Origin of the sequence: Streptomyces durhamensis, assembly GCF_000725475.1 — a bacterium.
Lineage (GTDB): Bacteria > Actinomycetota > Actinomycetes > Streptomycetales > Streptomycetaceae > Streptomyces > Streptomyces filipinensis.
Window position 1 is genome coordinate 428,488 of sequence record NZ_JNXR01000015.1, and the last position, 23,998, is coordinate 452,485.

General features: G+C 70.0%; 24 protein-coding genes and 2 pseudogenes. 7 read left to right on the forward strand and 19 right to left on the reverse strand.

Annotated elements, in window-relative coordinates; all coding sequences use genetic code 11:
- Positions 1 to 56 precede the first annotated feature (56 nt).
- A complete protein-coding gene (locus tag IO33_RS0123780; protein WP_031168308.1) occupies positions 57 to 803 on the forward strand; it encodes a hypothetical protein in 747 nt (248 codons plus the stop codon).
- A 109-nt stretch (positions 804 to 912) separates the two neighbouring features.
- Positions 913 to 2,481, forward strand: a complete 1,569-nt coding sequence (locus IO33_RS0123785) for a CocE/NonD family hydrolase (protein ID WP_031168310.1) — start codon at positions 913 to 915, stop codon at positions 2,479 to 2,481.
- A 46-nt stretch (positions 2,482 to 2,527) separates the two neighbouring features.
- On the opposite strand, the gene IO33_RS0123790 is transcribed toward IO33_RS0123785, so the two are convergent.
- The 8 genes from IO33_RS0123790 to IO33_RS0123825 form a co-directional block, all read right to left on the reverse strand.
- Positions 2,528 to 3,406 carry an amino acid ABC transporter permease gene (locus IO33_RS0123790; RefSeq protein ID WP_031168311.1) on the reverse strand — a complete coding sequence of 293 codons (879 nt, stop codon included), beginning with the start codon at positions 3,404 to 3,406 and terminating at the stop codon, positions 2,528 to 2,530.
- Positions 3,403 to 4,047, reverse strand: coding sequence for an amino acid ABC transporter permease (locus IO33_RS0123795; RefSeq protein ID WP_031168313.1), 645 nt, complete (start codon positions 4,045 to 4,047; stop codon positions 3,403 to 3,405). The genes IO33_RS0123790 and IO33_RS0123795 overlap by 4 nt, the downstream gene beginning before the upstream one ends.
- Positions 4,048 to 4,067: 20 nt before the next feature.
- A complete protein-coding gene (locus IO33_RS0123800; RefSeq protein ID WP_031168315.1) occupies positions 4,068 to 5,009 on the reverse strand; it encodes a glutamate ABC transporter substrate-binding protein in 942 nt (313 codons plus the stop codon).
- Positions 5,010 to 5,132: 123 nt separating this feature from the next.
- Entirely contained in the window at positions 5,133 to 5,588 is a 456-nt protein-coding gene (locus IO33_RS0123805) for a DUF6278 family protein (RefSeq protein ID WP_031168318.1), read from the reverse strand.
- 15 nt (positions 5,589 to 5,603) lie between these two features.
- Positions 5,604 to 6,383 carry an exodeoxyribonuclease III gene (locus IO33_RS0123810; RefSeq protein ID WP_031168320.1) on the reverse strand — a complete coding sequence of 260 codons (780 nt, stop codon included), beginning with the start codon at positions 6,381 to 6,383 and terminating at the stop codon, positions 5,604 to 5,606.
- A 35-nt stretch (positions 6,384 to 6,418) separates the two neighbouring features.
- Positions 6,419 to 7,054 carry an MBL fold metallo-hydrolase gene (locus IO33_RS0123815; protein WP_031168322.1) on the reverse strand — a complete coding sequence of 212 codons (636 nt, stop codon included), beginning with the start codon at positions 7,052 to 7,054 and terminating at the stop codon, positions 6,419 to 6,421.
- A 52-nt stretch (positions 7,055 to 7,106) separates the two neighbouring features.
- Positions 7,107 to 8,396, reverse strand: a complete 1,290-nt coding sequence (pcaDC, locus tag IO33_RS0123820; RefSeq protein WP_031168324.1) for a bifunctional 3-oxoadipate enol-lactonase/4-carboxymuconolactone decarboxylase PcaDC — start codon at positions 8,394 to 8,396, stop codon at positions 7,107 to 7,109.
- A 32-nt stretch (positions 8,397 to 8,428) separates the two neighbouring features.
- A complete protein-coding gene (locus IO33_RS0123825; RefSeq protein ID WP_037685861.1) occupies positions 8,429 to 9,097 on the reverse strand; it encodes an IS110 family transposase in 669 nt (222 codons plus the stop codon).
- 42 nt (positions 9,098 to 9,139) lie between these two features.
- On the opposite strand from IO33_RS0123825, the gene IO33_RS52625 reads away from it, so the two are divergent.
- From IO33_RS52625 to IO33_RS52635, 3 genes and pseudogenes are all read left to right on the forward strand, one after another.
- Positions 9,140 to 9,811, forward strand: coding sequence for an IS110 family transposase (locus IO33_RS52625; RefSeq protein ID WP_245235856.1), 672 nt, complete (start codon positions 9,140 to 9,142; stop codon positions 9,809 to 9,811).
- Entirely contained in the window at positions 9,730 to 9,987 is a 258-nt protein-coding gene (locus IO33_RS52630; protein ID WP_245235869.1) for an IS110 family transposase, read from the forward strand. The genes IO33_RS52625 and IO33_RS52630 overlap by 82 nt, the downstream gene beginning before the upstream one ends.
- A gap of 219 nt (positions 9,988 to 10,206) precedes the next feature.
- Positions 10,207 to 10,335: pseudogene (locus IO33_RS52635) on the forward strand (IS30 family transposase); the annotation flags it as partial.
- 73 nt (positions 10,336 to 10,408) lie between these two features.
- On the opposite strand, the gene IO33_RS0123835 reads toward IO33_RS52635, so the two are convergent.
- From IO33_RS0123835 to IO33_RS0123870, 8 genes and pseudogenes are all read right to left on the reverse strand, one after another.
- Positions 10,409 to 10,735 carry an SCO5918 family protein gene (locus IO33_RS0123835; RefSeq protein ID WP_031168329.1) on the reverse strand — a complete coding sequence of 109 codons (327 nt, stop codon included), beginning with the start codon at positions 10,733 to 10,735 and terminating at the stop codon, positions 10,409 to 10,411.
- A gap of 48 nt (positions 10,736 to 10,783) precedes the next feature.
- The gene (locus tag IO33_RS0123840; protein ID WP_031168331.1) at positions 10,784 to 11,185 is read right to left on the reverse strand and encodes a CBS domain-containing protein; all 402 of its coding nucleotides are present in this window, start codon (positions 11,183 to 11,185) and stop codon (positions 10,784 to 10,786) included.
- Positions 11,186 to 11,230: 45 nt separating this feature from the next.
- Positions 11,231 to 12,727 (reverse strand): DEAD/DEAH box helicase, encoded by a 1,497-nt coding sequence (locus IO33_RS0123845; RefSeq protein ID WP_031168333.1) that lies wholly within the window; start codon positions 12,725 to 12,727, stop codon positions 11,231 to 11,233.
- A gap of 346 nt (positions 12,728 to 13,073) precedes the next feature.
- Complete coding sequence (locus IO33_RS0123850; RefSeq protein ID WP_014145516.1) at positions 13,074 to 13,277, reverse strand: cold-shock protein; 204 nt, start codon at positions 13,275 to 13,277, stop codon at positions 13,074 to 13,076.
- 839 nt (positions 13,278 to 14,116) lie between these two features.
- Entirely contained in the window at positions 14,117 to 14,305 is a 189-nt protein-coding gene (locus IO33_RS0123855; RefSeq protein WP_051926926.1) for a DUF5302 domain-containing protein, read from the reverse strand.
- A gap of 170 nt (positions 14,306 to 14,475) precedes the next feature.
- Positions 14,476 to 14,805 (reverse strand): annotated as a pseudogene (locus IO33_RS52640) (DEAD/DEAH box helicase); the annotation flags it as partial.
- Between the two features lie 766 nt (positions 14,806 to 15,571).
- On the reverse strand, positions 15,572 to 18,034 hold the full coding sequence (locus IO33_RS0123865) for a SpoIIE family protein phosphatase (protein WP_037685818.1): 2,463 nt from the start codon (positions 18,032 to 18,034) through the stop codon (positions 15,572 to 15,574).
- 253 nt (positions 18,035 to 18,287) lie between these two features.
- A complete protein-coding gene (locus IO33_RS0123870) occupies positions 18,288 to 19,391 on the reverse strand; it encodes an AI-2E family transporter (protein WP_031168342.1) in 1,104 nt (367 codons plus the stop codon).
- A 311-nt stretch (positions 19,392 to 19,702) separates the two neighbouring features.
- Here IO33_RS0123870 and IO33_RS53580 point away from each other — a divergent pair, with 311 nt between their 5' ends.
- Together IO33_RS53580 and IO33_RS0123875 are read left to right on the forward strand one after the other, a co-directional pair.
- Entirely contained in the window at positions 19,703 to 19,834 is a 132-nt protein-coding gene (locus IO33_RS53580) for a hypothetical protein (protein WP_280921808.1), read from the forward strand.
- On the forward strand, positions 19,831 to 20,823 hold the full coding sequence (locus IO33_RS0123875) for a diacylglycerol kinase family protein (protein WP_078963861.1): 993 nt from the start codon (positions 19,831 to 19,833) through the stop codon (positions 20,821 to 20,823). Before IO33_RS53580 ends, IO33_RS0123875 begins: the two co-directional genes overlap by 4 nt.
- Positions 20,824 to 20,852: 29 nt before the next feature.
- Here the strand turns inward: IO33_RS0123875 and IO33_RS0123880 are convergent, their stop codons facing one another.
- The 3 genes from IO33_RS0123880 to IO33_RS0123890 form a co-directional block, all read right to left on the reverse strand.
- The gene (locus IO33_RS0123880; RefSeq protein WP_031168346.1) at positions 20,853 to 21,530 is read right to left on the reverse strand and encodes an HdeD family acid-resistance protein; all 678 of its coding nucleotides are present in this window, start codon (positions 21,528 to 21,530) and stop codon (positions 20,853 to 20,855) included.
- Positions 21,531 to 21,649: 119 nt separating this feature from the next.
- Positions 21,650 to 22,696 (reverse strand): NAD(P)-dependent alcohol dehydrogenase, encoded by a 1,047-nt coding sequence (locus IO33_RS0123885; protein WP_031168349.1) that lies wholly within the window; start codon positions 22,694 to 22,696, stop codon positions 21,650 to 21,652.
- Between the two features lie 23 nt (positions 22,697 to 22,719).
- Complete coding sequence (locus IO33_RS0123890; protein ID WP_031168351.1) at positions 22,720 to 23,988, reverse strand: cytochrome P450; 1,269 nt, start codon at positions 23,986 to 23,988, stop codon at positions 22,720 to 22,722.
- Positions 23,989 to 23,998 lie beyond the last annotated feature (10 nt).

Consider the following 23,998-nt stretch of genomic DNA (forward strand, 5'->3'; position numbering starts at 1 on the left):
CCGCGCGTCGAACAGGGGTACGTGGCCGTCGCCCGGGCCCGCTACCATGCGCGGCCATGAACGACGACGTACGCAACATCGTCCTGGGGCTGGTGGCGACCGGGATCTCGGCCTCGCTCGGCTGGCTCGCCAGAACGTACCTGTGGCGGCGCAGACTGCGCCGCAAACAGGTGTTCTTCGGGATGCCGGACCACTCGGAGTCGCTGCTGGTGGTCAACCACACCGCGGGCGGGCCGGAGTTGTCGGTGAAGCGGTACGACGTGTTCGCCCTGCTGGAGCTCTCCGCGCTCATCAAGGACTGCAACGCGCACGTCCAGGTGGTGGCGCACGACGCCATCCAGCAGGGCTTCGGCGAGCGCACGGAGTTCTGCGTGGGCGGCCCCTACTCGAACCGCCGGATGGCGGCTCATCTCTCCTCGCTGCTGCCGGGCGCGCGCATGAACGTGGAGACCGACGCCGGTCCGGAGCTCGGCGCCCTGCGGATCGGCGGGGAGGACTACCGCATGGAGCGCGGGCGGTGCGAGTACGTGCTGCTCGCCCGGCTCACCGCGGACGTCCGGGCGGAGGCCCGCCCGGTTTTCCTCTTCTGCGGCCAGCGCGCCATCACCAACCAGGCCGCGACCCGGTATCTCGCCCGTCACCACGAGCGGCTGCACCGCAAGTACGGCACCGGTTCCTTCGTCCTGCTGCTGAAGGTGGTCAACTCCCAGGCGTACGGCCCCGATGTGGTCGAGCTGGTGGCGGACGTGACGCGGGCGGCGCGGACGCCCCTGCCGGAACCGGCTGCCGCCGTCGGCGAGTAATGTCTCAACAATCTTTACTGGCACGTAACTTACCGACGGGTTACTTACGGTAAGGGAACAAGGTTACCGTCGGGTCACTTTGCACTGTTGACTAGTGAAGGAGTGACCCATGGGACACGGTCGCACCACACTGCGCGGCGCCACCGCCGGAGCGGTCTCGGCGGCGCTGATCGCCGGCACCGTCGTCGGCCTGGCGCCCGCCGCCGAGGCCGCCGCCCCGTCCGTGCGCTTCGTGGACATCACGGGCGACGGCGGCACCGTACTGAAGGGGAACGTCGTCACGCCCGCCGGCGCCGACGGCTCACGCCGCTACCCGCTGCTCGTACTGCCCACGAGCTGGTCCTTCCCGCAGGTCGAGTACCTCGCCCAGGCACAGAGGCTCGCCGATTCCGGCTATGTGGTGCTCACCTACAACGTGCGCGGGTTCTGGCAGTCCGGCGGGCAGATAGAAGTGGCCGGTCCGCCGGACGTAGCGGACGCCTCCAAGGTCATCGACTGGGCTCTCGCGCACACGCCGGCCGACCCTCAGCACGTGGGCATGGCGGGGGTGTCGTACGGCGCCGGGATCAGTCTGCTCGCCGCCGCACACGACAAGCGCATCAGGGCCGTGGCCGCGCTCAGCGGCTGGGCGGACCTGATCGACTCCATCTACTCGGGCCGCACCCAGCACGTGCAGGCGGCCGCCGTCCTGGACGGCACGGCCACCCTCACCGGCCGCGAGAGCCCGGAACTGAGGGAGATCTTCGACAACCTGTACTCCTCGAACCTGTCGAAGGAACAGCAGATGATCGACTGGGGGCGGAAGCGTTCCGCCGCGACCTACGTCGACCAGCTGAACAGCAACGGCGCGGCCGTGATGCTCGCCAACGCCTGGGGCGACACGGTCTTCCCGGTGAACCAGTACGCCCGCTTCTACGAGAAGCTGACCGGGCCCAAGCGGCTCGAACTGCGGCCCGGCGACCACGCGACCGCCGAGCTGCCCGGCCTGTTCGGACTGCCCAACGACGTGTGGACGGACACCGGGCGCTGGTTCGACCACTACCTCAAGGGAGCCGACAACGGCATCGACCGTGAGCAGCCGGTCCGGCTGAAGTCCCGTAGCGCGGGGGGATACGAGGGCTACCCGGACTGGAAGTCGGTCGAGGCGACGCGGAGGAAGTTCGCGCTCACGGGCTCCAGCACCATCCACGCGAACGTCGACTCCGGCGCGGACGGCGGGATCGTCTTCCTCTCCAGCATCCTCGACCAGGTCGCCCAGCTGCCGCCGATGGCCGCGATCCCGCTGCTGCCGCGCCGCTGGGCGGCCGTGTGGCAGTCGGAGCGGTACGCCGGCGCCCAGCAGGTGCGCGGCACGGCCACCCTGCACACCACGCTCACCCCGACCGCGGAGAGCGGCACCCTCATCGCCTACCTGTACGACGTGGGGCCGCTGGGGGTCGGCAAGCTGGTCACGAACGCGCCGTACACCTGGCACGGACGGACGCCCGGCGAGCCGTTCGGCGTCGACCTGGACCTGTTCTCCACGGCCTACGACGTTCCCGCCGGGCACCGCCTCGCGCTGGTGGTCGACACGGTCGACCCGCTGTACATCGAGCACAACCCGTCCGGCGCGCAGCTGACCTTCTCCTCGCCCTCGGACGACCCGTCGTACGTGTCCGTCCCCGTGCGCGAGCAGTGATCTCCGGCTGCCGCCGGACGAGCCTGGCCCGTGAACTGCCGTCCCCCTAGGGTTTCGGGGCCATGGGGGGCTCCCCACCCGGCAGCGGCGCCCCAGGGCCGGCCGTGGCGACCGCCACGGCCTCGGTCCTGGGGCTGCGCTGCTCACGGCGGGACACCCGGCCGGCGCACCACGAGAGCAGCATGCACATCCCGAAGTAGATCGGCGAGATCACCATCACCACAGGGATGAACGGCAAATCGTAGTCGAGGTTGGAGGCGATGAGCTTCCCGGCATGGAGGAACTCCTCGTAGGTGATGAGATAGCCGAGCGAGGTGTCCTTCAGGGCGACCACCAACTGGCTGATGACGGCGGGCAGCATGGCGCGCACCGCCTGCGGGAGAAGGACATGCGCCATGACCTGGGTCTTGCGCATGCCGAGCGCGAACGCGGCCTCCCGCTGGCCGCGTTCGACGGCGTTCACACCGGAGCGGAGGACCTCGGCGAGCACCGAGCCGTTGTACAGGGTGAGTCCTGCGACCAGCGCGGGCAGCGGCTGGACCTTCAGCGCCACGAAGATGAAGAAGATCATCACGAGTACGGGCATGGCGCGGAAGAACTCCACGACGAGCGCGGCCGCCCACCGCACCGGCCGGTGGTCCGACAACCGCCCGACGGCCAGCAGCCCGCCGAGGGCGAGGGAGAGGACGGCGGCGATCGCGAAGGCCTTCAGGGTGTTGCCGAGGCCGCGCAGCAACAGCTCCTGGATGCCCTTGTACGCGAAGGGCGTCCACTTGGTGGTGGTGAACTGGCCGGTGTCGACGAGGAGATACAGGATCCAGGCGATCAAAACGAGGATGACGGCGGTGGCGAGGACGCCGTAGACGCGGTGCCGCTGCCGGGTGCGTGGTCCGGGGACGTCGTAGAGGGCGGTGGCACCGGTCACCGGGCGACTCCCCAGGTCCGCTCCAGCACATGGAACAGCGCGCTGATGGCGAGCGTGACGATCAGGTAGCCGACGGCGATCCAGACGAAGGTCCAGATGATGTTGTAGCCGAGCTCGTTGACGGTCTTGTAGGTGCCGAGCAGCTCGGTGACGCTGAAGGCGCCCGCGATCGCGGAGTTCTTGGCGAGCGCGATGAGCGTGGAGCCGATCGGCGGGATCACCGCCCGGAAGGCCTGCGGCAGCACGACCAGGCTCAGCGTCTGCCCGAACGTCATGCCGAGGCTGCGGGCCGCCTCCCCCTGCCCCTTGGGCACGGTGTTGATGCCGGAGCGCAGCGCCTCGCAGATGAACGCCGAGGTGTAGCAGCCGAGGGCGAGGACCGCGAACACGTCGAAGGGCAGCACGAGTCCGAACCGCGGCAGTCCGAGCAGCACCGCGAAGAAGAGCAGGGTGAGCGGGGTGTTGCGCAGGACCGTGACCCACACCGTGCCGAACGCGCGCAGCGCGCCGACGGGCGCGACCCGGAAGGACGCCGTCACGAAGCCCAGTGCGAGGGCCAGCAGGGAGGCGTAGACGGTGAGCCGGACCGTTCCGAGGAAACCGGCGCCGTAGGTCGAGAAGTTGTCTGTCAGTACGTTCATGCGGTCCTCGCGGTCCTCGCTCAGCTCGCCGGATAGCGGTCGATCGCGGGCGGACGGGGGGCGGGCACGCCGGACAGGCCGAGCGTGGCCTCGTACGCCTTCCTCCAGTCGCCGTCCTTCTCCCGCCCCTCCAGGGTGTTGTCGAGGGCGAGGCGCAACGCGGTGTCGGCGTGCGGGACGCCGATGCCGTACGGCTCCCTGGAGAAGGGCCTGCCGACGACCTTGAGCGCGTCCGGGGCCTTGGCCGCGTAGCCGATGAGGATGGCGTCGTCCGTGGTGACCGCGTCGACCTGGTAGGTGAGCAGGTTGTCGACGCAGACCGAGTAGGTGTCGTAGGCGACCAGGACCGCCTTCGGGTAGTCGGCCCTGATGCGCTGGTACGGCGTGGAGCCGGCCGCCGAGCAGACGCGTCTGCCGTCGAGGTCCTGGGGACCGTGGATGTCCTTCTCGTCCGAGCGGACCAGCAGGGACTGGCCGGCCAGGTAGTAGGGGCCGGCGAAGCCGACGAGTTTTCTGCGGCCCGGATTGATGGTGTAGGTGCCGACGTAGTAGTCGATCTGGCCGTTCTGCAGGGCCGTCTCGCGGTTGGCGGAGGCGATGGTCCGGAACCGGATGGTCCGCGGCGGGAAGCCGAGGGAGGCGGACATCATCCTGGCGATCTCGATGTCGAAGCCGGAGTAGGTGCCGGTCGCCGGGTCCCGCTCGCCGAGATAGGGCTGGTCCTCCTTGGCGCCGACGACGAGGTGGCCGCGCCTCCTGGCCCGCATCCAGGTGCCGGACGCGGGCAGACTGAAGCCCCGGGCCACCCGGTAGTGCGGCAGTGCGCCGGCCGCCGGGCCCTTGACCGGCGGGCTGCCCTCCTTGCCGCAGCCGGCGGCGAGCAGCACGAGGAGGGTGAACAGGGCGAGGGACGCACGAGCGGTGCGGACGTGGTGCGGTCCGGTCAACGGATCGACGGCCATACGCAGCCCTACTCGCTCTCAGCCGTGTCGTGGTCGCCGCAAACTATCCAGACGGCGGCGGAGTTGAGGGACGACACGCACTTTTCGGGCATAAGCCGTATTTACGGCCACTGAGGGGCGCGCTCAGGTCTCGGCGATCTCCGCGTACAGCTGGGACAGCTCGGGAACACCGCTCGCCGCCCACTCCTGTCCGGCGGCCCCGACCTCCACCTCACGGCCGGAGGCCAGCCGTACGACGGGCTCGCCGTCGGAGCGGATCCGCCAGGCGGCGCCGGGCACGGTGCGCACCACGACCGTGCCCAGGTACAGCCCCGCGTCGTGGCCCAGCCAGGGCAGCGTCTCGGCGTCGTCGCGCCAGCGCGGGACGAGCTGGTCCAGCGCCTCCAGCGAGGCCGGGGTGTCGTCGAGGAGGACGCCCGCCCGGGTCGCCTGCGAGCGCAGCAGCTCGCACTCGGAGAGCAGCGCGGCGACCGTCTCGGCGTCGGGCGGCGGCGCCCCCGCGCTCGAACGCGCTCGCGCGGGGGCGCCCCCGTCGTCACCGTTCTTCTTGTGCCGGTGGCCCAGGAACGGAAGGTTCATGGACCCAGCGTGGCATCAGACGTCGAGGTCGACCACCACCGGTGCGTGATCGGAGGCACCCTTGCCCTTGCGCTCCTCGCGGTCGACGTAGGCGTCCTTGACGGACTTGGCGAACGGTCCGTTGCCGTACACCAGGTCGATGCGCATGCCGCGGTTCTTCGGGAAGCACAGCTGGCGGTAGTCCCAGTACGTGAACGGGTGGTCGTACTTCAGCGGGCGGGGCACCACGTCGTCCAGGCCCGCCTCGCGCAGGGAGGCCAGGGCGGCGCGCTCGGCGGGGGTGACATGCGTCAAGCCCTCGAAGGCGGCCACGTCGTAGACGTCGTCGTCGGTCGGCGCCACGTTGTAGTCACCCATGACCGCGAAGGGGCGGCTGCCCTGCGCGTCGCCGTACACGGCCGCCTTGAGGGCCTCGAACCACTGGAGCTTGTACGCGTAGTGCGGGTGCTCCACCTCGCGGCCGTTGGGGACGTACACCGACCAGACGCGGACCGGGCCGCAGGTCGCCGAGATGGCGCGCGGCTCGGTGACGCCGTCGAAGCCGGGGTCGCCGGGCAGGCCCTTGACGACGTCCTCCAGGCCGACGCGGGAGAGCACGGCCACGCCGTTCCACCGGCCGGTCGCGTGGACCGCCGACTCGTAGCCCAGCTCGCGCAGCTGGTCGGACGGGAACTGGTCCTCGGCGACCTTGGCCTCCTGGAGGCAGAGCACATCGGTGCCGCTGCTCTCCAGCCAGGCCAGCAGCCTCGGAAGGCGGGCGGTGATCGAGTTCACGTTCCAGGTGGCGATGCGCATGTCTCACAACCTACCCGGAGCCTCTGACAACGGACTCAGATCTCGGTCGAGCCCCCCGGCGCCAGCCGCTGGTGGTCCGTGCCGCCCAGGGCGCCGATCTGGCGGTCGTAGATCGGCCGGGCCAGATCGGTGAGCAGGGCGTCGTGGACGTCGTAGGCGCGCCGCGGCCGTACCTCGCGGACGTAGTCGATGACCTCGGAGATCTTGTTCCACGGAGCCATCACCGGGAGCATCAGCGTCTCCACCTCCCGGTCGGGGACGGTGAGGGCGTCGCCGGGGTGGAAGACCTTGCCGCCGTCGAGCAGGTAGCCGACGTTGGTGATGCGCGGGATGTCCGGGTGGATCACCGCGTGCAGCTCGCCGTGGACCTGCACCTCGAAGCCGGCCGCGGTGAAGGAGTCACCGTGGCCGACCGTGTGCACCCGGCCCGGGAAGGCCGCCGAGATCTGGTCGGCGACGGACTTCAGCGTCCAGATCCGGGCGGCCGGGTTGTTCTCCATGGCGGCGCGCAGCCGGAACTCGTCGAAGTGGTCCGGGTGCTCGTGCGTGATCAGGATCGCGTCGGCGCCGAGCGCGGCGTCCTCCTCGCTGAAGCCGCCCGGGTCGATGACAAGCGTCTGCCCGTCCTTGTCGAGGCGGACGCAGGCGTGGGACTTCTTCGTGAGCTTCATGGCTCACCATCCTGCCGAACCCGGCGGCCGGCCCGTCCCGGCGGCGCGCGGCTCACTCGGCGGGCGTGGTCTCCTCCAGGATGACCTGCCGGGCCACCCGGAACGCGCTGCCCGCGGCCGGCACCCCGCAGTACACGGCCGTCTGCAGCAGCACCTCCTTGATCTCGTCCGGGGTGAGCCCGTTGCGCAGGGCCGCCCGGGTGTGGGAGGCCAGCTCCTCCAGATGACCGCCCCCGGCCAGCGCGGCCAGCGAGACGCAGCTGCGGGTACGGCGGTCCAGGCCGGGCCGGTCCCAGACCTCGCCCCAGGCGTAGCGGGTGACGAAGTCCTCGAAGTCCCCGGAGAAGCCGTCGGCCTGCGCCAGCGCCTGGTCCACGTGCGCGTCGCCCAGCACCTCCCGGCGGATCTTGAGCCCGGTCTCGTACCGGTCGGGCCGCGCGGCCGGCTGGGCCGGGGCGGCGGCCGGGGCTATCTCGGCCACCGGCACGGCCGGCGGCACGGCCACCGGGACCGGGACGGCCGACGCCGCCGGCAGGACCGTCTGGCCGGTGTCGAAGGGCTGCTGCCAGGCGGTGGAGAAGTGGTGCGCCAGCAGGTCGGTGACGGCCGCCGGCTGCTCGACCGGCACCAGGTGGGAGGCGCCGGGGACGACCGCGAGCCGGGCGTCCGGGATGCCGGCCACCAGGGTGCGGGCCTCGGCGGGCCCGGTGACCTGGTCGTCGGCGCCGACGAGCACGAGCGTCGGCACGCCGACCCGGGCCAGCTCGGGCCGTACGTCGAACGCGGCGAGCGCCTCACAGGCGGCGATGTAGCAGCCCGGGTCGGTGGTGCGGACCATCTGCACCGCCCACTCGGTGATCGCGGGCTGGGCCGCGGCGAACCCGCCGGTGAACCAGCGGTCGGGTGCGGTCCGGGCGATCGGGTCGAGTCCGTTCGTCCGCACGACCACCCCGCGCTGCCGGAACTCGTCGGCGGTCCCGAACCGGGGCGAGGCCGCCACCAGCGCCAGTGAGGCGAGCCGTTCGGGATGGCGCAGGGCCAGCTCGATGCCGATCGCACCGCCCAGCGCGCAGCCGGCGTAGCCGAACCGCTGCACACCGAGCGAGTCCAGCGTGGCCAGCAGCCGGGTGGTCAGCTCGGCGACGGAACCGGCCGGGTGGGCGGGGGCCCCGCCGTGGCCGGGCAGGTCGAACCGCAGGACCCGCCACTGTTTGGTCAGCTCCGGCACCTGGCGGTCCCACATGTGGTATGTGGTACCCAGTGAGGGACCCAGGATCAGGACCGGGGCGTCTTCTGGCCCGTCAAAGCGGTATTGCAGGGTGTTCGGTGGTGTCTCACTCACGCCCCAGACCCTCTCACGTCTCACGGACGCCCCTATAGCGCGGGATCGGTAGAGGCCGTCCTGACCAGGCCGAAGACCTCTCGGGCGGCATACCGCTTGAGGCAACGGATGATCTCGCGTCGGGTCTTGCCCTCCTGGGTGCGGCGTTCGTAGTACGCCTGGGTGCGGGGGTCGTGGCGCAGCCGGGTGAACACGGTGCGGTGCAGGGCCGCGTTCGCCCGGCGGTCGCCGCCGTGGTTGAGCCGGCGCGTGCTCCGACGGCCGGATGAGTACTCGATGGGGCTGACTCCGCAAAGGGCAGCAAAGGACGCTTCGGAGTTCAGCCGGTCGGGATTGTCTCCCATGGTGATCAGGAGCGTGACGGCGCTGTCCGGGCCAATGCCCACCGGTACGAGCAGTTGTGGAGCATGGTGTTCGACGAGCCGGGTCAGGCGCTGGTTCAGCTCGTCGATCTGCCCCGTGAGCTGCTCGATGCGCTCGGCGAGCATGCGCAACGTCAGGTGGGTGGCCTGAGTCACCGCGTCCCCGTCTTCCTCACCGTCGTGCGAGGCGAGGCGCGCGCAGGCGCGGAACAACTCGGCGTTGCCCAAGCTGGACAGCCGCTCCCGCAGAGCAGGGTCGACGATGACCAGGACGGCCTTGAGCTGATTGATCGCCTGGGTGCGGGCCTTGACCGCGGAGTCCTTGGCGAGCTTGAACAACCGGGCGCTGTGCACCGGACCATCGCCGGACTTGGCCGAGCCATGCTGGACTGGGCCCGCCAGTGGCCCCAGCGGCGATGGGCCGTCGAGAACGCCAGGGGCCTGGGGCACCACCTGACGTCATGGCTGCTCGCCCGGGGAGAAAAGGTCGTCGACGTCCCGCCCAGAGCCACGGCCCGTGTCCGCCAGCTCTCCCGCGGCGCAGGCCGCAAGAACGACCGCATTGATGCCGCCGCGGCGGCCTGCGTCGCCGCTGTCCAGGGCGACGCGCGACCGGTGCAGCCCGAGACCTCAACGGACGCACTGGCGCTGCTGGACGAACGACGCAGCAACCTCGCCCAGGCCAGAGTCCGCGCAGTCAACCAGCTCCACGCGCTGCTGCGAGCCCTCCTGCCCGGAGGGGCGCCACGCGATCTGTCCGCGGCCAAAGCCGAGCAGCTGCTGGAGGCGGTCGTCCCCGTCGGCCCCGCCGAAACCACCCGCCACGCCCTCGCCGCCGACCTGGTCACCGAGGTCCGCACATGGGACGTGAAGCTGAAAGACAACGCCAAAGCCATGGCCGCACTGGTCGCAGAGTCCGGAAGCCGACTGACCGACACTCCGGGCATCGCAGCCACAACCGCCGCCAGCTCCTGGGCCGGACTGGAAACCCCACCCGCTTCCCAACTGCCAGTGCCTTCGCCCAGTACGCCGGCACCGCCCCCATCGAGATAGCCAGCACCGGCCGCGCACGCCACCGCCTGTACAGGCGCGGCGACCGCCAGCTCAACGCGGCACTCCACACCGTGGCCATCACGCAGATCCGCATGCCCGGCACCCGGGGTCACGCCTACTTCCAGGCCAAGATCGCAGAAGGAAAGACACCCAGAGAAGCACAACGCTGCCTGTAGCGCCGTCTGGCTGATCATGTCTGGCGCACGATGGTCGGCGACGAACGCCGCCGCACCCGAACGACGGGCCCAGGAGGACAACCGGGGGCGACTACAGCATCCAGCGCGGTCGACCCAACCCCGACGGCCGACTCTTCGGACAAGTCACTTCCCGGACCCGCCGAAAGCGAGCCGACGCCACCCCACCAGACACCTTGACACACACAGAGGCACCCCTAGGGCACCGACCTGTCCCGCCACACCTGCGAAGACCTGGACGCCTCCGCCACCGAACTCAACAGCCGCCCACACAAAACGCTCGACGGGGAGACCCCAGCCGAGCGCCTGCACAATCTGCTCGCAGCTTGATCAACTCACCGCGGGTGTTGCTACGACCCCTGGAATTCGCCAACGCCGGTGGGGCCTCACTGCTCTGTTCGGCTCACACCTGTCCGTAAGTCAGGCGGACAGGGGGAGTGCCGAGCGTTGCGGAAGCCGGCTCGTACGGGTCGGCCAGGGGCGCAGATGCGGCGGTAGGGCGGGGGCGGCAGGTGAAACCGAGTTGGGTCATGGCCCTGAGGACCTCGCCGGTGCTGAAATCACGGCGGTCCTGGCGGGTGATGACCTGGCCGACCTGCTTGGCGGGGTAGTGGCGTCGTCCGATGATGACGAACTCTCCGGTGACCAGCTCGGGTGTGACGCCCTTCATCGATTCCACCACGCCGCTCTTGGTCAGGTCGAACGGGAAGCGGGCGATGACACAGCGCATGATGCCTCCAGGGGGAAGAGAAGACGGGGCGGGTAGAGGGAGGGCAGTTCAGCGAGAGAGGGCGAGGACGCCCAGAGCGTTGCCGTGTTCGTCGGCCACGGGCGGGGCCCCGAGCCGGCGGCAGCGCATCGCACGCTCGGCTTCGGCCCTCGTGGCCAGCGGCGACGCGAATGGCCCGATGACGTCGGCGATGTCACGCAGGCGGATCCGGTCCGTGTATCCGGAGCCGTCACGAACGGCCGTGAGCCGGTCCCGGGTGACCAGGCCGGTGCACATACCGTCCTCGTCGCAGACGACCAGGTGACCTGTACGAGCGGCGGCCATCACGGACAGTGCCACCTCCACGGTCATGTCCTCCCAGACCTGCGGTCCGGCCGCGTCCGCGGGATCGGCCGCCGTCTGCACGGCGTTGGTACGTGTTGAGCGGAACTGCGTCGGGTCCAGCGTCAAAGGGTGCCTCCTGCGAAGTTGGGCGGGCTTCCTGACACGAAGGTTCTATGCCGCCGCACCGGCGGTGGACTGCCGTACGGGCGCACGGCGGGCCGCCGAGACGGGACGGCGCCGACCGCGTGAGGTGGCGCCGCGCTTCTTGGGGCGTTCGACCACCGGTGCGGTGATGACGACCGGGATGCCGGAGGGGGCCTGGGCACCGGTGATGCGGTGCAGGGCCTCTTCGCCGACGCGGACCTGGGTGGTCTGCGGGACGATGCCGGCCGCTGCCATGAGGCGGGTCATACTACGGCGCTGGTTGGGGGTGACCAGGGTGACGACGCTGCCGGACTCTCCTGCGCGGGCGGTACGGCCGCCGCGGTGGAGGTAGTCCTTGTGGTCGGTCGGCGGGTCGACATTGACGACGAGGTCGAGGTTGTCGACGTGGATGCCGCGCGCCGCGACGTTGGTCGCGACCAGCACGTTGACGTGTCCGGTCTTGAACTGTGCCAACGTGCGGGTGCGCTGTGGCTGTGACTTCCCGCCGTGCAGGGCGGCGGCCCGTACCCCGCTGTTCAGGAGGTGCTCGGTGAGGCCGTCGACGGCGTGCTTGGTGTCGAGGAACATGATCACGCGGCCGTCGCGTGCGGCGATCTGGGTGGTTGCCGCGTGCTTGTCGGCGCCGTGAACGTGGAGCACGTGGTGCTCCATCGTCGTGACCGCGCCGGCCGAGGGGTCGACGGAGTGCACGACGGGGTCACTGAGGTAGCGGCGCACGAGCAGGTCGACGTTGCGGTCGAGAGTGGCGGAGAACAGCATGCGCTGGCCTTCGGGGCGGACCTGGTCGAGAAGGGCGGTGACCTGCGGCATGAAGCCCATGTCGGCCATCTGGTCGGCCTCGTCGAGGACGGTGATGGAAACCTGGTCCAGCCGGCAGTCGCCGCGGTCGATGACGTCTTTGAGGCGTCCCGGCGTGGCGACGACGACCTCGGCGCCACCGCGCAGCGCGCTCACCTGCCGGCCGATCGGCATTCCGCCCACCACCGTGGCCAGCCGCAGCCTCACGGAGCGGGCGTACGGGGCGAGCGCGTCGGTGACCTGCTGCGCCAGCTCACGCGTGGGTACGAGGATCAGCCCCAGCGGCTGCCTCGCCTCGGCGCGCTGCCCGGCCGTACGGGCCAGCAACGCCAGCCCGAAAGCGAGGGTCTTGCCGGAGCCCGTGCGGCCACGGCCCAGTACGTCGCGGCCGGCGAGGGAATTCGGCAGGGTCGCGGCCTGGATCGGGAAGGGTACGGTCACGCCTTGCGAGCTGAGCGCGCCCAGCAGCGCCCCGGGCATGTCGAGATCGGCGAAGCCCTCCACGGCGGGGAGCGCGGGAGTGATCGTCCTGGGCAGCGCGAACTCCCCCTGGACCGCGGCGGGCCGGCGGCCGTAACCACCGGAACGGCCCGGCCCGCCGGAGCGGCTCCTGGCCGACGAACCGAATCGGCTGCCACCCCTGCCGGAGTCGGTACTGCCGTTACGGGTGCGGGTGAAGCGGTCGTTCGTGCGTGTGCGGTTCATGCGGAACCTTCCTCGATGCGGCACATATCAAGGAATTCCCGCAGCGATCAGCAGCACAGAGAATTGCAAGAATGGACCGATGGAATACGAAAGCGAATCTGACCGACGAAAAATCCGTGCGGCACAGGAGCTGGAATGAGTGGCGCGAAGCGGACGCAATGTTCGGGCGTCCGCCACGATGAAGCCATGAAGGGATGCGTGCACCCCTGAAGGATGCTCCGTATGCGGCGAGCCTACGGGTTTCCTGGTTGTCGTCCGCAGGCGAAACCACTGCGGAAAATGCGAATAGCTGGGGCCCGCACCCCGAAGGACGCGGGCCTCAGCTACAACTACGCGACAGTCGGCGTCAGGCGAGAACGATGTTCTCGGCCGTCGGGCCCTTCTGGCCCTGCGCGATGTCGAAGGTCACCTTCTGGCCCTCCAGCAGCTCGCGGAAGCCCTGGGCGGCAATGTTCGAGTAGTGGGCGAACACATCAGCGCCGCCACCGTCCTGCTCGATGAAGCCGAAGCCCTTTTCCGCGTTGAACCACTTCACAGTACCAGCAGCCATGTCATTTCTCCTTTGGGGCAGTGCATCGGGATCCGCACTGCGCGGACCCCGTGTCGCCGCGATGATCACCCCGCCCGGAAAAAGACCGGATAACAAAAGTGCTTCCAGTGGCGCAGGCGCCGCCCGGAGGGCACTTGAAGTTTGGGAACCACAACTGCAACTGACATCGACAGTAGCACGCCGCAGCGGCCTGTGTACGGTGAAGAATCCCACCCCACTTAATGCGATAGAGAATCTGTCTGCCTGCCCCGTTGAAACCTCAGCTCGCGGGCACAGATTTTGACCGAGCCGAAGCGCAACGTTTCGGGAAGTTTTGGGGGCGCGCCCTGCATAAGGGCTGCTCCCCCAAAAGATGGTGCGGGCGGGCGTGGACATCAGGGTGGTTCCGGACACGAGGAAACGGCGGCTGACGGGTCAGTACCTGACCCTCGACGACCTTCACCAGCGGGAACGCGTTCTGAAGCAGGCGGTGCAGCTGGTCTTCAGCCATGCCTTCGTGGAAGAGACGGTGCTGTGGCCCCGCCGTACGAGCCTGAGGCCCGGACGGCGAGGAACTGACGACAGCCGCAGTCGTTTTGACAGCGGTACAGGGGCACGCAAGGTGCGCAACACCGGCCGCGTACCCTCGGACAAGGCAGTGCCCTCATCCCGGAATTCCAGTTCGGCGGCGCCACCGACCCGAGCCAACCGCATCTGGGCCATTCCCCCAGACGAGTCCCCCGGCTATGCCCCGCCCGCGACGCGCGCACGGGCATGCGCACGTCGCGGGCCACTGCACGGTACGCGCGACTGGATAGCGCGAGTGCCGGTGAAGCGGTTAGATCGCGGGACTCATCGACTCAGCCGCCGCTCTTGCGCCTGAACGACCGCTGGCTCGCAGCCGGGCCGTGCGCCGAACGCACCTTTGATGCGTCGGACTTGGCGGCCACATCAGCGGCATCCGCCTGCACACCGCGCTTGCGCGCCAGGGCTTCGCGGAACTTGCGCTTGAGGTCGTAGTTGCCGTCGCTGTCCGGCGGCAAGCACAGCTTGTCATGCCGGGCGCAGTGCGAGGCGCCGGCAACATCATCCTGCTCCGTTTCGGCGGGCACCCCTCTCGCGGCCAAAGGCGTTGACTTCGTAGGTGAGGCACACAGGACGGCTTCGGGTCGGGCCGAGGGTTGTCGATCCCGTGGCCAGGCTGCCAGGGCAACGGCTCTCAGCCGTTGCGATGCACGAGGGCGGTCCTGCGGGCCTCGGCGAGCTTGCGGGCCTCGCCCGCCTTTCGGGACCTGCCGCCGGCGCCGCGGGAGGGCCCTTGCTGGTGCCGAGGCCGCGGAAGGGAGCATTGCTGTTCTTGGGCCGGGGGACGGCGGGCCCGCCGTCGAGCGGGATCCCGGAGGGAGCCTTGGCGCCGGTGATCCGGCTCGATGCCGACCCCGGCCATCATGCGGCTCGTCTCGCGGCGCTGGCCCGCCAGCACGAGCGTGACCACGCTGCCGGACTCACCGGCGCGGGCGGTGCGGCCCGCCCGGTGCACATAGTCCTGTCGCAGCTTCCGCGACCATGAACAGCCTGCGGACGAGAAGCCCGTGCGCCCCTCGGCGGGGGCAGGCATCGCCTCAGACGCCTCCCGGAGCGTTCGACTTTGCAGGGGCGAAGGTTATGACTGTTGGTCGCCAAGGGCCCGGGCCGGATTTGCCGAGCACTCGACGCGGAGGGCGCAGGGAGGAGAACCCGGGGGCAGCGGTGCCGACGCCGGAGCTGCAGCACACCCGCCCGGAAGCCCCCGCCGACGGCGCCTGTAGGAGCTTGCCGTCGAAAGCTCTCACCGGCGCTCTCACACGTCTGTCACCAACTACGTCGACTCCCCCGGACCGCAGTGCCTGACCTGCTGTTACGCACCCGCCCTGGACTGACGTGGACACCCGAAGACGATTTCTACAACCTGTGGTATGTGGTACCCAGTGAGGGACCCAGGATCAGGACCGGGGCGTCTTCTGGCCCGTCAAAGCGGTATTGCAGGGTGTTCGGTGGTGTCCCACTCACGCCCCAGACCCTCTCACGTCTCACGGTCCACCCCACCACCACGCCTCGATCGTCGAGCACCGCGGCTGCCAGGCCGTCCAAGGCGGAGATGGTTCCGCCGGGACGGGCACCGGAGTCGCTCATCGCCGCTGGGGAGGCGCCTGCAGAGTCGGCGTTCTCACCGTTCGCCGCGTGGTCCCTGTCTCCGGCTTGCTTGTGAGAGTCCGCGGCTACCGGAGACCGGCATGCGCGGACGTTTGCTGTCGGCCGCCCGGCTCGCCGAGGGGTCACCGGGCGCCGGCCGTGGAGGGCAGGTCCTGTTCGGCCCAGACGACCTTGCCTTCCGTTGCGGAGCGGGAGCCCCATCGGCGCGAGAGCTGCGCGACCAGGTGGAGGCCGCGGCCGTGCTCGTCGAGCGCGTGGGGATGGCGGGGGCGTGGCCGGCCGGTGTTGCTGTCGGAGACCTCGCACGTCAGCACCCGGTGCTGGATGAGCCGTAGGCGGATGGGGCCGTCGCCGTGGCGGATGGCATTGGTGACCAGTTCGCTGACGATCGACTCCACGGGCGTCACGAGCGGCTCCAGACCCCAGTCCCTGAGCTGACGGGCGGCCAGGCGCCGGGCTGCCGGGACGGTGACCGGTTCGTTCGGCAGGTCCCAGGAGGCGACCTGAGCGGGCTCGAGCGCGCGAGTCCGGGCAAGGAGCAAGGTGACGTCGTCGGCCGGTGCGTGGCCCCGCAGGCCCTGCATCACCCGCGAGCACATGTCCTCCAGCGAGCCACCCGACCGGGCCAGGGCGGTGCACAGGCGGCGCAGGCCGACGTCGATGTCCTCGTCGCGGGACTCGACCAGCCCGTCGGAGTAGAGGGCGAGCACACTTCCCTCGGGCAGTTCCAGTTCCACGGGCTGGAAGGGCACCAGCCCGAGGCCGAGGCCGAGCGGGGCTCCGGCGGGCAGGTCGGGGACGGTGACCTCGCCCTGTGCACCGACGATCAGGGCCGGTGGATGCCCGGCCCGCGCCATGGTGCACCGCCGGGTGACCGGGTCGTAGACGGCGTACAGACAGGTGGCGCCCACCACCCCCGGGGCCTGGCCGGAGTCATCGGCGTCCTCGTCGTTCAGCCGCCGGACCGTGTCGTCGAGGTGTGCCAGCAGTTCGTCGGGGGGCAGGTCCAGGTCCGCGAGCGTGCGCACGGCGGTGCGCAGCCTGCCCATGGTCGCCGCGGCGTTGATGCCGTGTCCGACCACGTCGCCGACGACGAGGGCCACCCGGGCCCCGGACAGCTCGATCACGTCGAACCAGTCACCCCCCACGCCGTGGTCCATGTCGGCCGGCACATAGCGCGAGGCGACCTCGACGGCGGCACCGCCCTGCACCCGGTGGGGCAGCAGGTCGCGTTGCAGCGTGAGGGCGGCGGTGCGTTCACGGGCGTACTGGAGCGCATTGTCCAGGGAGAGTGCCGCCCGGGTGACCAGCTCCTCGGCGAGGAGCAGGTCGTCCTCCTGGAAGGGCGTCTGCTCCGCGGAGCGGCCGAAGAGCGCCAGTCCCAGCACGCAGCGCCGCGCACGGATGGGTACGACCATCAAGGAGTGGACGCCGCTGTCGCGTACCCTCTGCGCCCGTACCGGGTCGTGGTCGACCCAGGGGCCGGAACGGGTGTCCAGCACGGGCTCCAGGTAGGACCGGCCCGTGCGTACGGCGGCGGTGAACGGTGAGTCCGGGTGGGCGTGGACCACCTCTTCACGCACCCACGGCAACTCCAGGACACCCAGGTCGACGGAGGCCACACCGGCGCGGCGCATCAGCGGCGGGCGGCCGCGCTTCGTGTCGATCCGAGCCGACGGCTCGACGCCGAACGGGAGGGACTCCACGAGGTCGACGAGGGCGTGGTCGGCCAGGAGGGGTACGGCGAGTTCGGCCAGTTCCTGACCGGTCTGCATCACGTCGAGGGTGCTGCCGATGTGCGTGCTGGCCTCGCTGAGGATGGCGAGGCGCTCGCGTGCCCGCCGGTTGCCGGTGACGTCCACGGTCATGGAGCACACGCCCAGGGGCGTGCCGTCCGCGCCCTGGAGGCAGAAGAACGAGGCCGAGAACGCATGTTCACGGCGCCGGTCTGCCGGCGGCCAGGCCCGGTACTCGTGCACCCTCGTGGTCCCGCTCTCCAGCACCTGCCGCATCACCACCCCGAGCGCTTCGGCCTCGACGGCGGGCAGCGAGTCCTTCAGGCCACGCCCGAAGCGCCGGTGCCGAGGCACGCCGTCGTGACGCTCCATGGCGTCGTTCGCATAGACGCAGCGCAGCCGCGGGTCATAGACGACGATGCCGATCGGAGCGCGGGTGAGGAGCGACTCGCGCACCGGTCCTCCGGCCGTTCCCGAGGACAGGGAACCTATGTCCGTGACGGACACCAGCCACCGGGTGTCGGCGTCCTGCCCGCACAACGACGAGACTCGCAGCGTCATGCTGAGCGTCTGGCCGTCGCGGTGGCGTATCGCTGCGGTCCCCGACCAGCCGCCCTGCGCCCGGCACTCCTCGGCGAAGGTTGACGTCCTCCGTGCCTCCTCGGGTGGCGGCAGCACGTGTGCGGCGTACCGGCCCACCACCTCCCCGGCCGCGTAGCCGACAAGCTGCTGCGCGGCCTGCGTCCACCCCACCACGATTCCCTCCGCATCGAGCATCGCGATCGCGGCGTCGGGCTTCTCAGGCGGGCTCACCGGCTCGGCGAGGAGGGTGTGCTCGGTGTAGGTCATCGCGGTTCATCCCATCGTTGCGGAGGTGAAGAGAGCGTCGGCGCGGGGCGCGGCGGCTCTGTGTGCAGCGGTGGGGAACGGCGTTGTCCGGTTGAGCGGCACACGTGGGGGGCATGGCGCCATATCCGGCATTCTGCCCATTTATGATGAAATCATCAGATAAAGCAGCGCCATCGTCAAGCGTCTCAAGACTGATTGAATGATCACTTGGAACCAGGGATGTCGCTTCCGGCGGCCGAGTGTCACGGAGCGGTCATTCAGGGTCGCCGGCCCTGTCGGCGTTCTCGGGGTCGTCGTCTGCGCTCATCGGCAACCGAAGCGGCCGGCCCTTGCGGTGGGCCCAGAGGTCACCGAGGACGACCTGGATGACGCCGGTGACCGGAATGGCCAGCAAGGCACCGAGGATCCCGGCGACCTCGGCGGCGATCAGGATGGCCAGCAGCACGGTGAGGGGATTGAGTTTCACCGTCCGGGACAGGATGAGCGGTTGCAGCAGGTGGTTCTCTGCCTGCTGGTAGACGATGAAGAAGACGATGGCTCCGATGCCGGCCGGCAAGGAGTGGACGAACGCCACCGCCGAGGCGACGACAGCCCCGATGGTGGCTCCCACCAGGGGAATGAGGTCGGTCACGGCGACGAAGAGGGCCAGCAGGCCGGCGAACGGCACTCCGGAAACGAGCAGCATGACGTAGGTCAGGAGCCCGCAGATCAAGCTGATCAGCAAGTTTCCGGTCAGGTAGCCGTTGACGGTACGGGCGCACGCGGCTCCGACGCGTCGTATGCGGGCCGCGGACGCCGTGTCCACGAGAGCCAGGGACCGCTCTATGGCCTTGGGGCCCTCCAGGACCATCAGATAGGCCAGGACGAAGATGGTGAGAGCGCCTGTCACTGTGGTCGCGGCACCGCGGATGAACTTCAGGGCGGGCGTACTCAGTCCGGTGGCGTACGCGCGGATCTGTGCCTGATGCCGCTGGACGTACCGCAGAGCGTGCGTCCGCTGAAGCAGGTTACCGACCGGCCCGCGACCGGCCTGGGCGTCACTGATCATGGCGGGCAGACGACCGGCGAGCCGGCTTCCCTCCTGAGCCAGGGGGATGACGAACAGGGCGACCACCGCGCCGACGGCCACGGCAGCAGCCAGGAAGACCAGCAAGGTCGCCCCCGACCGTCGGCATCGCGGCACCCGTCGCTGCAGCGCCTCGACCGCCGGATGAAGGGAGACGGCCAACAGCAACGCGATGACCGCCCAGATCAAGACCCGACGAGCATGCACCACCAGCTCGAGTACGACGTAGGTGGCGAGCACCAGGCCGATGGTGGCGAGGATGGTTCGCACCGGAACCGGACGCGACGCCATGGGCACTGGGTGCCCGGCCCCAGTCACCGGAAACGGGTGAGCTCCTCGTCCGTGAGCCCTGGTGTCCTGCGCTCTCGCCACTGCCCCCTATGGCGGCTGGCGACGGTCACGTCCTGGGCATCGCCCCCTCCGACCACGGCGCACGCAGGTTGCGGGAACGGTGTCGGCGGCGGTGATGGAGGCGCTGCGTAGACCGGTCCGCAGGGCGGTGGGCGTTCACGGCGATGACGGGGCCACGCCCGTCCCGGGTGCGGATGCCCAGACTGAGCTGCAGGCTGGTGCCACAAGCCGTAACTGCCGAAGGAAGCGTCATGGCTCTGGCCGCAGGACCGTCGGCCCGGTGGGAGACGGCGCCGTCAGCCGCAGGCGTGATCGCTACCGTCCTGCTGCCGCCGGTGATGTGCGCCGAGCTGATGCATGCGGCCTGGCGGTACGTGCCATGAGCGAGAGCGCGTCACGGCCGGCGACGGGCGCGCGGCGGCCCTACCTGATCGTGAATCCGCGTTCGGGGGGAGGGAAAGCCGGCCGCTTCCGTATCGTGGAACGAGCCCGGGCGTTCGGGGCTCAGGTTTTCCTGATCGATCCTTCCCTGCGCCAGGACCTGGCGGCTGTCGCCCGACGCGCGGTGGATGACGGTGCGGATCTGCTGGGGGTGGCCGGCGGAGACGGCACGCAGGCGCTTGTCGCCGCGGTGGCCGCGGAGAGCGGCCTGCCCTTCGTCGTCGTTCCGGCGGGTACCCGCAACCACTTCGCGATGGATCTCGGCCTGGACCGTGAGGACCCTCCGGCCGCGCTGGAGGCCCTCACGGACGGCGTCGAGCTGCGCGTGGACCTCGGGTACGCGGGCGACCGGGCGTTCGTCGACAACGTGTCGTTCGGAGCGTACGCCGCCCTGGTGCAGGACCCGGCCTACCGGGAGGACAAGATCGGCACCGTGGTGAGGATCCTCCCGGGGTTCCTGGCCCGCCACGAGGGTCCGGAGCTGGTGGTACGCGCAGGACTGCTCACGGTGGACCGGCCGGATGCCGTGCTGGTGAGCAACAACCCCTATCAGGTCGACGACCTGGCCGGACTCGGCAGGCGGGCGCAGCTCGACTCCGGGCTCCTGGGAGTACTGGCCGCCAGGGCGGAGACGCCCGCAGAGACGGCCGCCAGGCTGCGAAGCGGGCAGACGCACGGCCTGACCCGTCTCGCGACACCCGACGACGTCGTCATCCGCACCGACGCCCCGGTCGTCCCCGTCGGGCTCGACGGCGAAGCCGTCACCCTGCCCACTCCCGTACGGTGCCGGATCAGTCCCCGGACGCTACGGGTATGGGTTCCCCGCCATCGACCGGGCGCCGTGCCCACCGGTTGGCGGCCGCCGGGATGGGCCGTCGTCCGGCGGGCCGCCTCACTCGTCGGACGGTCTCATGGCCGTCACACCGGCTGACCCGAACGCCGCTCACCGCTTCCAGCCGGTCAGTGCTGAGGGTGCGGACGCGCGTGGAACAGAGGACGCCGCTGGGTGGCCGTGCCCGAAGCGAGATGACCGATCTCGACGCGCGTCCTGATGGCGCGGACCACCTCGGTCAGGCCCACGATGATGGCCATGACGCCCACCACCAGGGTGAGTGTCGCGATCGAGGCGAACGGCATGACGATCATCACGATGCCGGCCAGAGCTCCGACGATCCCGAAGGCGACGTGCCAGCCGCGCCCCGGCATGGCCGGGACCGAGGCCGCCGCGGCCGTCTCCGTGGTGCCGCGCAGCAGCCAGCTGAAGCCGATCCACAGGGCGAGCAGCAGGACCGACTCAAGGGTGCCCCGGAAGCAGATCAGTCCCAGCAGGATGGAGGCCGCGCCGGTGATGAAGTGCAGCACGCGAAGGTGCCGTGGGACGTGGGTGCCGAAGGCGGCGGCGAGTTGGAAGACACCGGTGACCAGTAGGTAGACACCGAAGAGAATGCCGACGACGCGCAGCGTCGCGCCCGGCCAGACCAGGGCGATGACGCCCAGGGCGATGGTGGCGAGGCCCATCGTGAGCAGGATCTGCCAGCCCATGTTCGCCAGCGCGGCCATGCCTTCTGCCACGGGCCTCTCTTCTGGCTCGGTGCCGCGCGGTGGAACGGGGCCCGGGGAATCGGTGGGGGATGTCATGGCGCCTGCCTCCTTCTTGGAGCAGCGTTGTCTTCTTGGAGCAGCGTTGTCGCGTCGGTGCATGTCCGTCGTCACCCGACCACGCCGCATGTGCGTGTCGGTCGCGTCGGCGTCGGTACTCATGCGTGGGGGGTGATGACGGCGCGTCCTTGGATCTTGCCGTCGTGCAGGAGCTGGTACGCCTCGGCGGCGCGTTCCAATGGGAAGTGCTCGAGCACCATCCTGATCCTTCCCTGCTGGGCGAGGGTGATCACTTCCATCAGTTCGGGGAGGGTGCCCCAGTAGGGCGAGGCGACCGAGCACTCGTGCGGCGGGCTGGTGAAGTTGACGGGCAGGGCTCCGCCGCCGAGGCCGACGATGGTCAGGTGGCCGAGCACCCTGGCCACCTGAGCAGCCATCCGCAGAGTCGGGTCTATCCCGACCATGTCCACCACGAGCTCGGCGCCCAGCTGTCCCGTCAGGTCCTTGATGCGCGTGATCGCCTCGTCGCCCGAGAGAAGCGCCTCGTCGGCTCCCATGTGCTTGGCGGTTTCCAGCTTGCCCGTGTCGGTGTCCACGGCGACTACGGTCGTTGCCGTGGTGAGCGATCGCAGGATCTGGATGGTCATCTGACCCAGACCGCCCGCCCCGATCACGACCGCGGTCGCCCCCGCTCCCAGCAGGTGCAACGACCGTTTGACGGCGTGATAGCTGGTCAGTCCGGCGTCGCTGAGCGGGGCGGCCTGGCGGGGGTCGAGGGTGCCGAGCGGAATCAGGTACCGCGGCGCCGGGACGAGCAGGTACTCGGCCATGCCGCCGTCGTGACCGCCTCCCAGGCCGGGGCCCTGACCGCTGAGGTTCTGGCAGTAGTTCTCGAGGCCCTGGCGGCAGTTGGCACACACCCCGCAGCCCCAGCAGCCGTAGACGATCACAGGGTCCCCGGGCGTGAACCCGGTGACGCCCGCTCCCAGCCGTTCCACCCATCCCGCGTTCTCGTGGCCGAGGGTGAAGGGCAGTTCGGTGACGAGCCCGGGTGGTGGCCCGGGTGCCTCCATCATGTGCAGATCGGAGTGGCACGCACCGGCACCCGCGACCTTCACCAGCACCTGCCCCGGTCCGGGCTCGGGAACCGACACCTCGCGCAGCTCCGGCGGATGCCGCCACCCGACCAGTTGAAAAGCCCGCATTGCGATCCCTCACACACACGCGCTCAGTCGCGGATGCCGTCGATGTCGACCAGGACGTGCCGCGGTCCGCGGAAGATCTGGTTGTGCCGGTACGGCGGCGGGTCCTCGACGAGCCGGGGGTTCTCCACCCGGCGGACGAACTCGCCGACCGCGACCTGGACCTCCAGCCGGGCGAGCGGGGCGCCGAAGCAGAAGTGGATGCCCTGGCTGAAGCCGAGGTGCTGGTTGTCGCGGCGTTCGAAGTCGAGTGCGTCGGGGTCGGTGAACCGTTCCGGGTCGCGGTTCGCCGAGCCGTACGCCAGGAAGATCGGCGCCCCCTTCGGGATGGTGGTGCCGGCGATGTCGATGTCCTCCACAGCGGAACGGGTGTGCCAGAACTGGACCGACGACTCGAAGCGCAGCAGTTCCTCCACCGCGGGCACGATCAGCTCGGGCCGGTGGCGCAGCTTTTCCAGCGCGTCGGGGTGCCGCAGCAGGGTGAGCACGCTGTGGGCGATGAGATTGACCGTGGTTTCGTGTCCCGCGAAGATCAGGAGCAGGGCGTTGCTCGCGAGCACGCCCTTGGACATCGGTCCTTCCGGGCTGTCGTCGTGCACCATGGCCGAGAGCATGCCGGGGCCGGGTTCCCGGGCGTACCGGTCGAGCAGATCGGCTGCGAACTGCCCGAATTCCTGCACGGCCCGCTGCCCCCCGGCCTGTCGGCTCTGGATCTCCTCAGAGCCGGCCTCGGGGCCGAAGTCCAGGGCGTCCAGGGCCGTTTCGACCCAGTGGTGGAAGCGTGGCTCGTCCTCCAGTGGCACGCCCAGCACCTTGCAGATCACCGTTACCGGCAGGGGGTAGGCGAAGTCGTCGACGGCGTCGATCCGGTTCTTGCCCTTCATGTCGTCCAGGAGTCCGCTGACGATGCGGCGGATCTCGGGCTCCCAGCCGGAGATCAGATGAGGCGCGTGGGGCGGGCCGACGAAGTGCGGCATCATCAGCCGACGGTCCCGGTCGTGCTCGGGGGGATCACAGGTGATGATGTTCGGCTCGGTCAGCACCGCCCTGATCGGTTCGGCCGCCGGATCCGCCGAGCCCTCCTCCAAGGCCGCGGCCGGGCCGGGACGCTTGCGCGGGTCCGAACTGACCCGCGGGTCGTGCAGCAGCGCGACGATCTCCCGGTAGGTGCTGACGACATAGGTGCCGTCCGGCTGCCGCGCGACCGGTTCCTTGCGCAGTTCCTCGTAGAAGGGGTACGGGTTGGCGCGGTTGGTGTAGCGCAGGGCCTGCTGCCAGGGGGTTTCCTCGACCACGAGGCTCCCC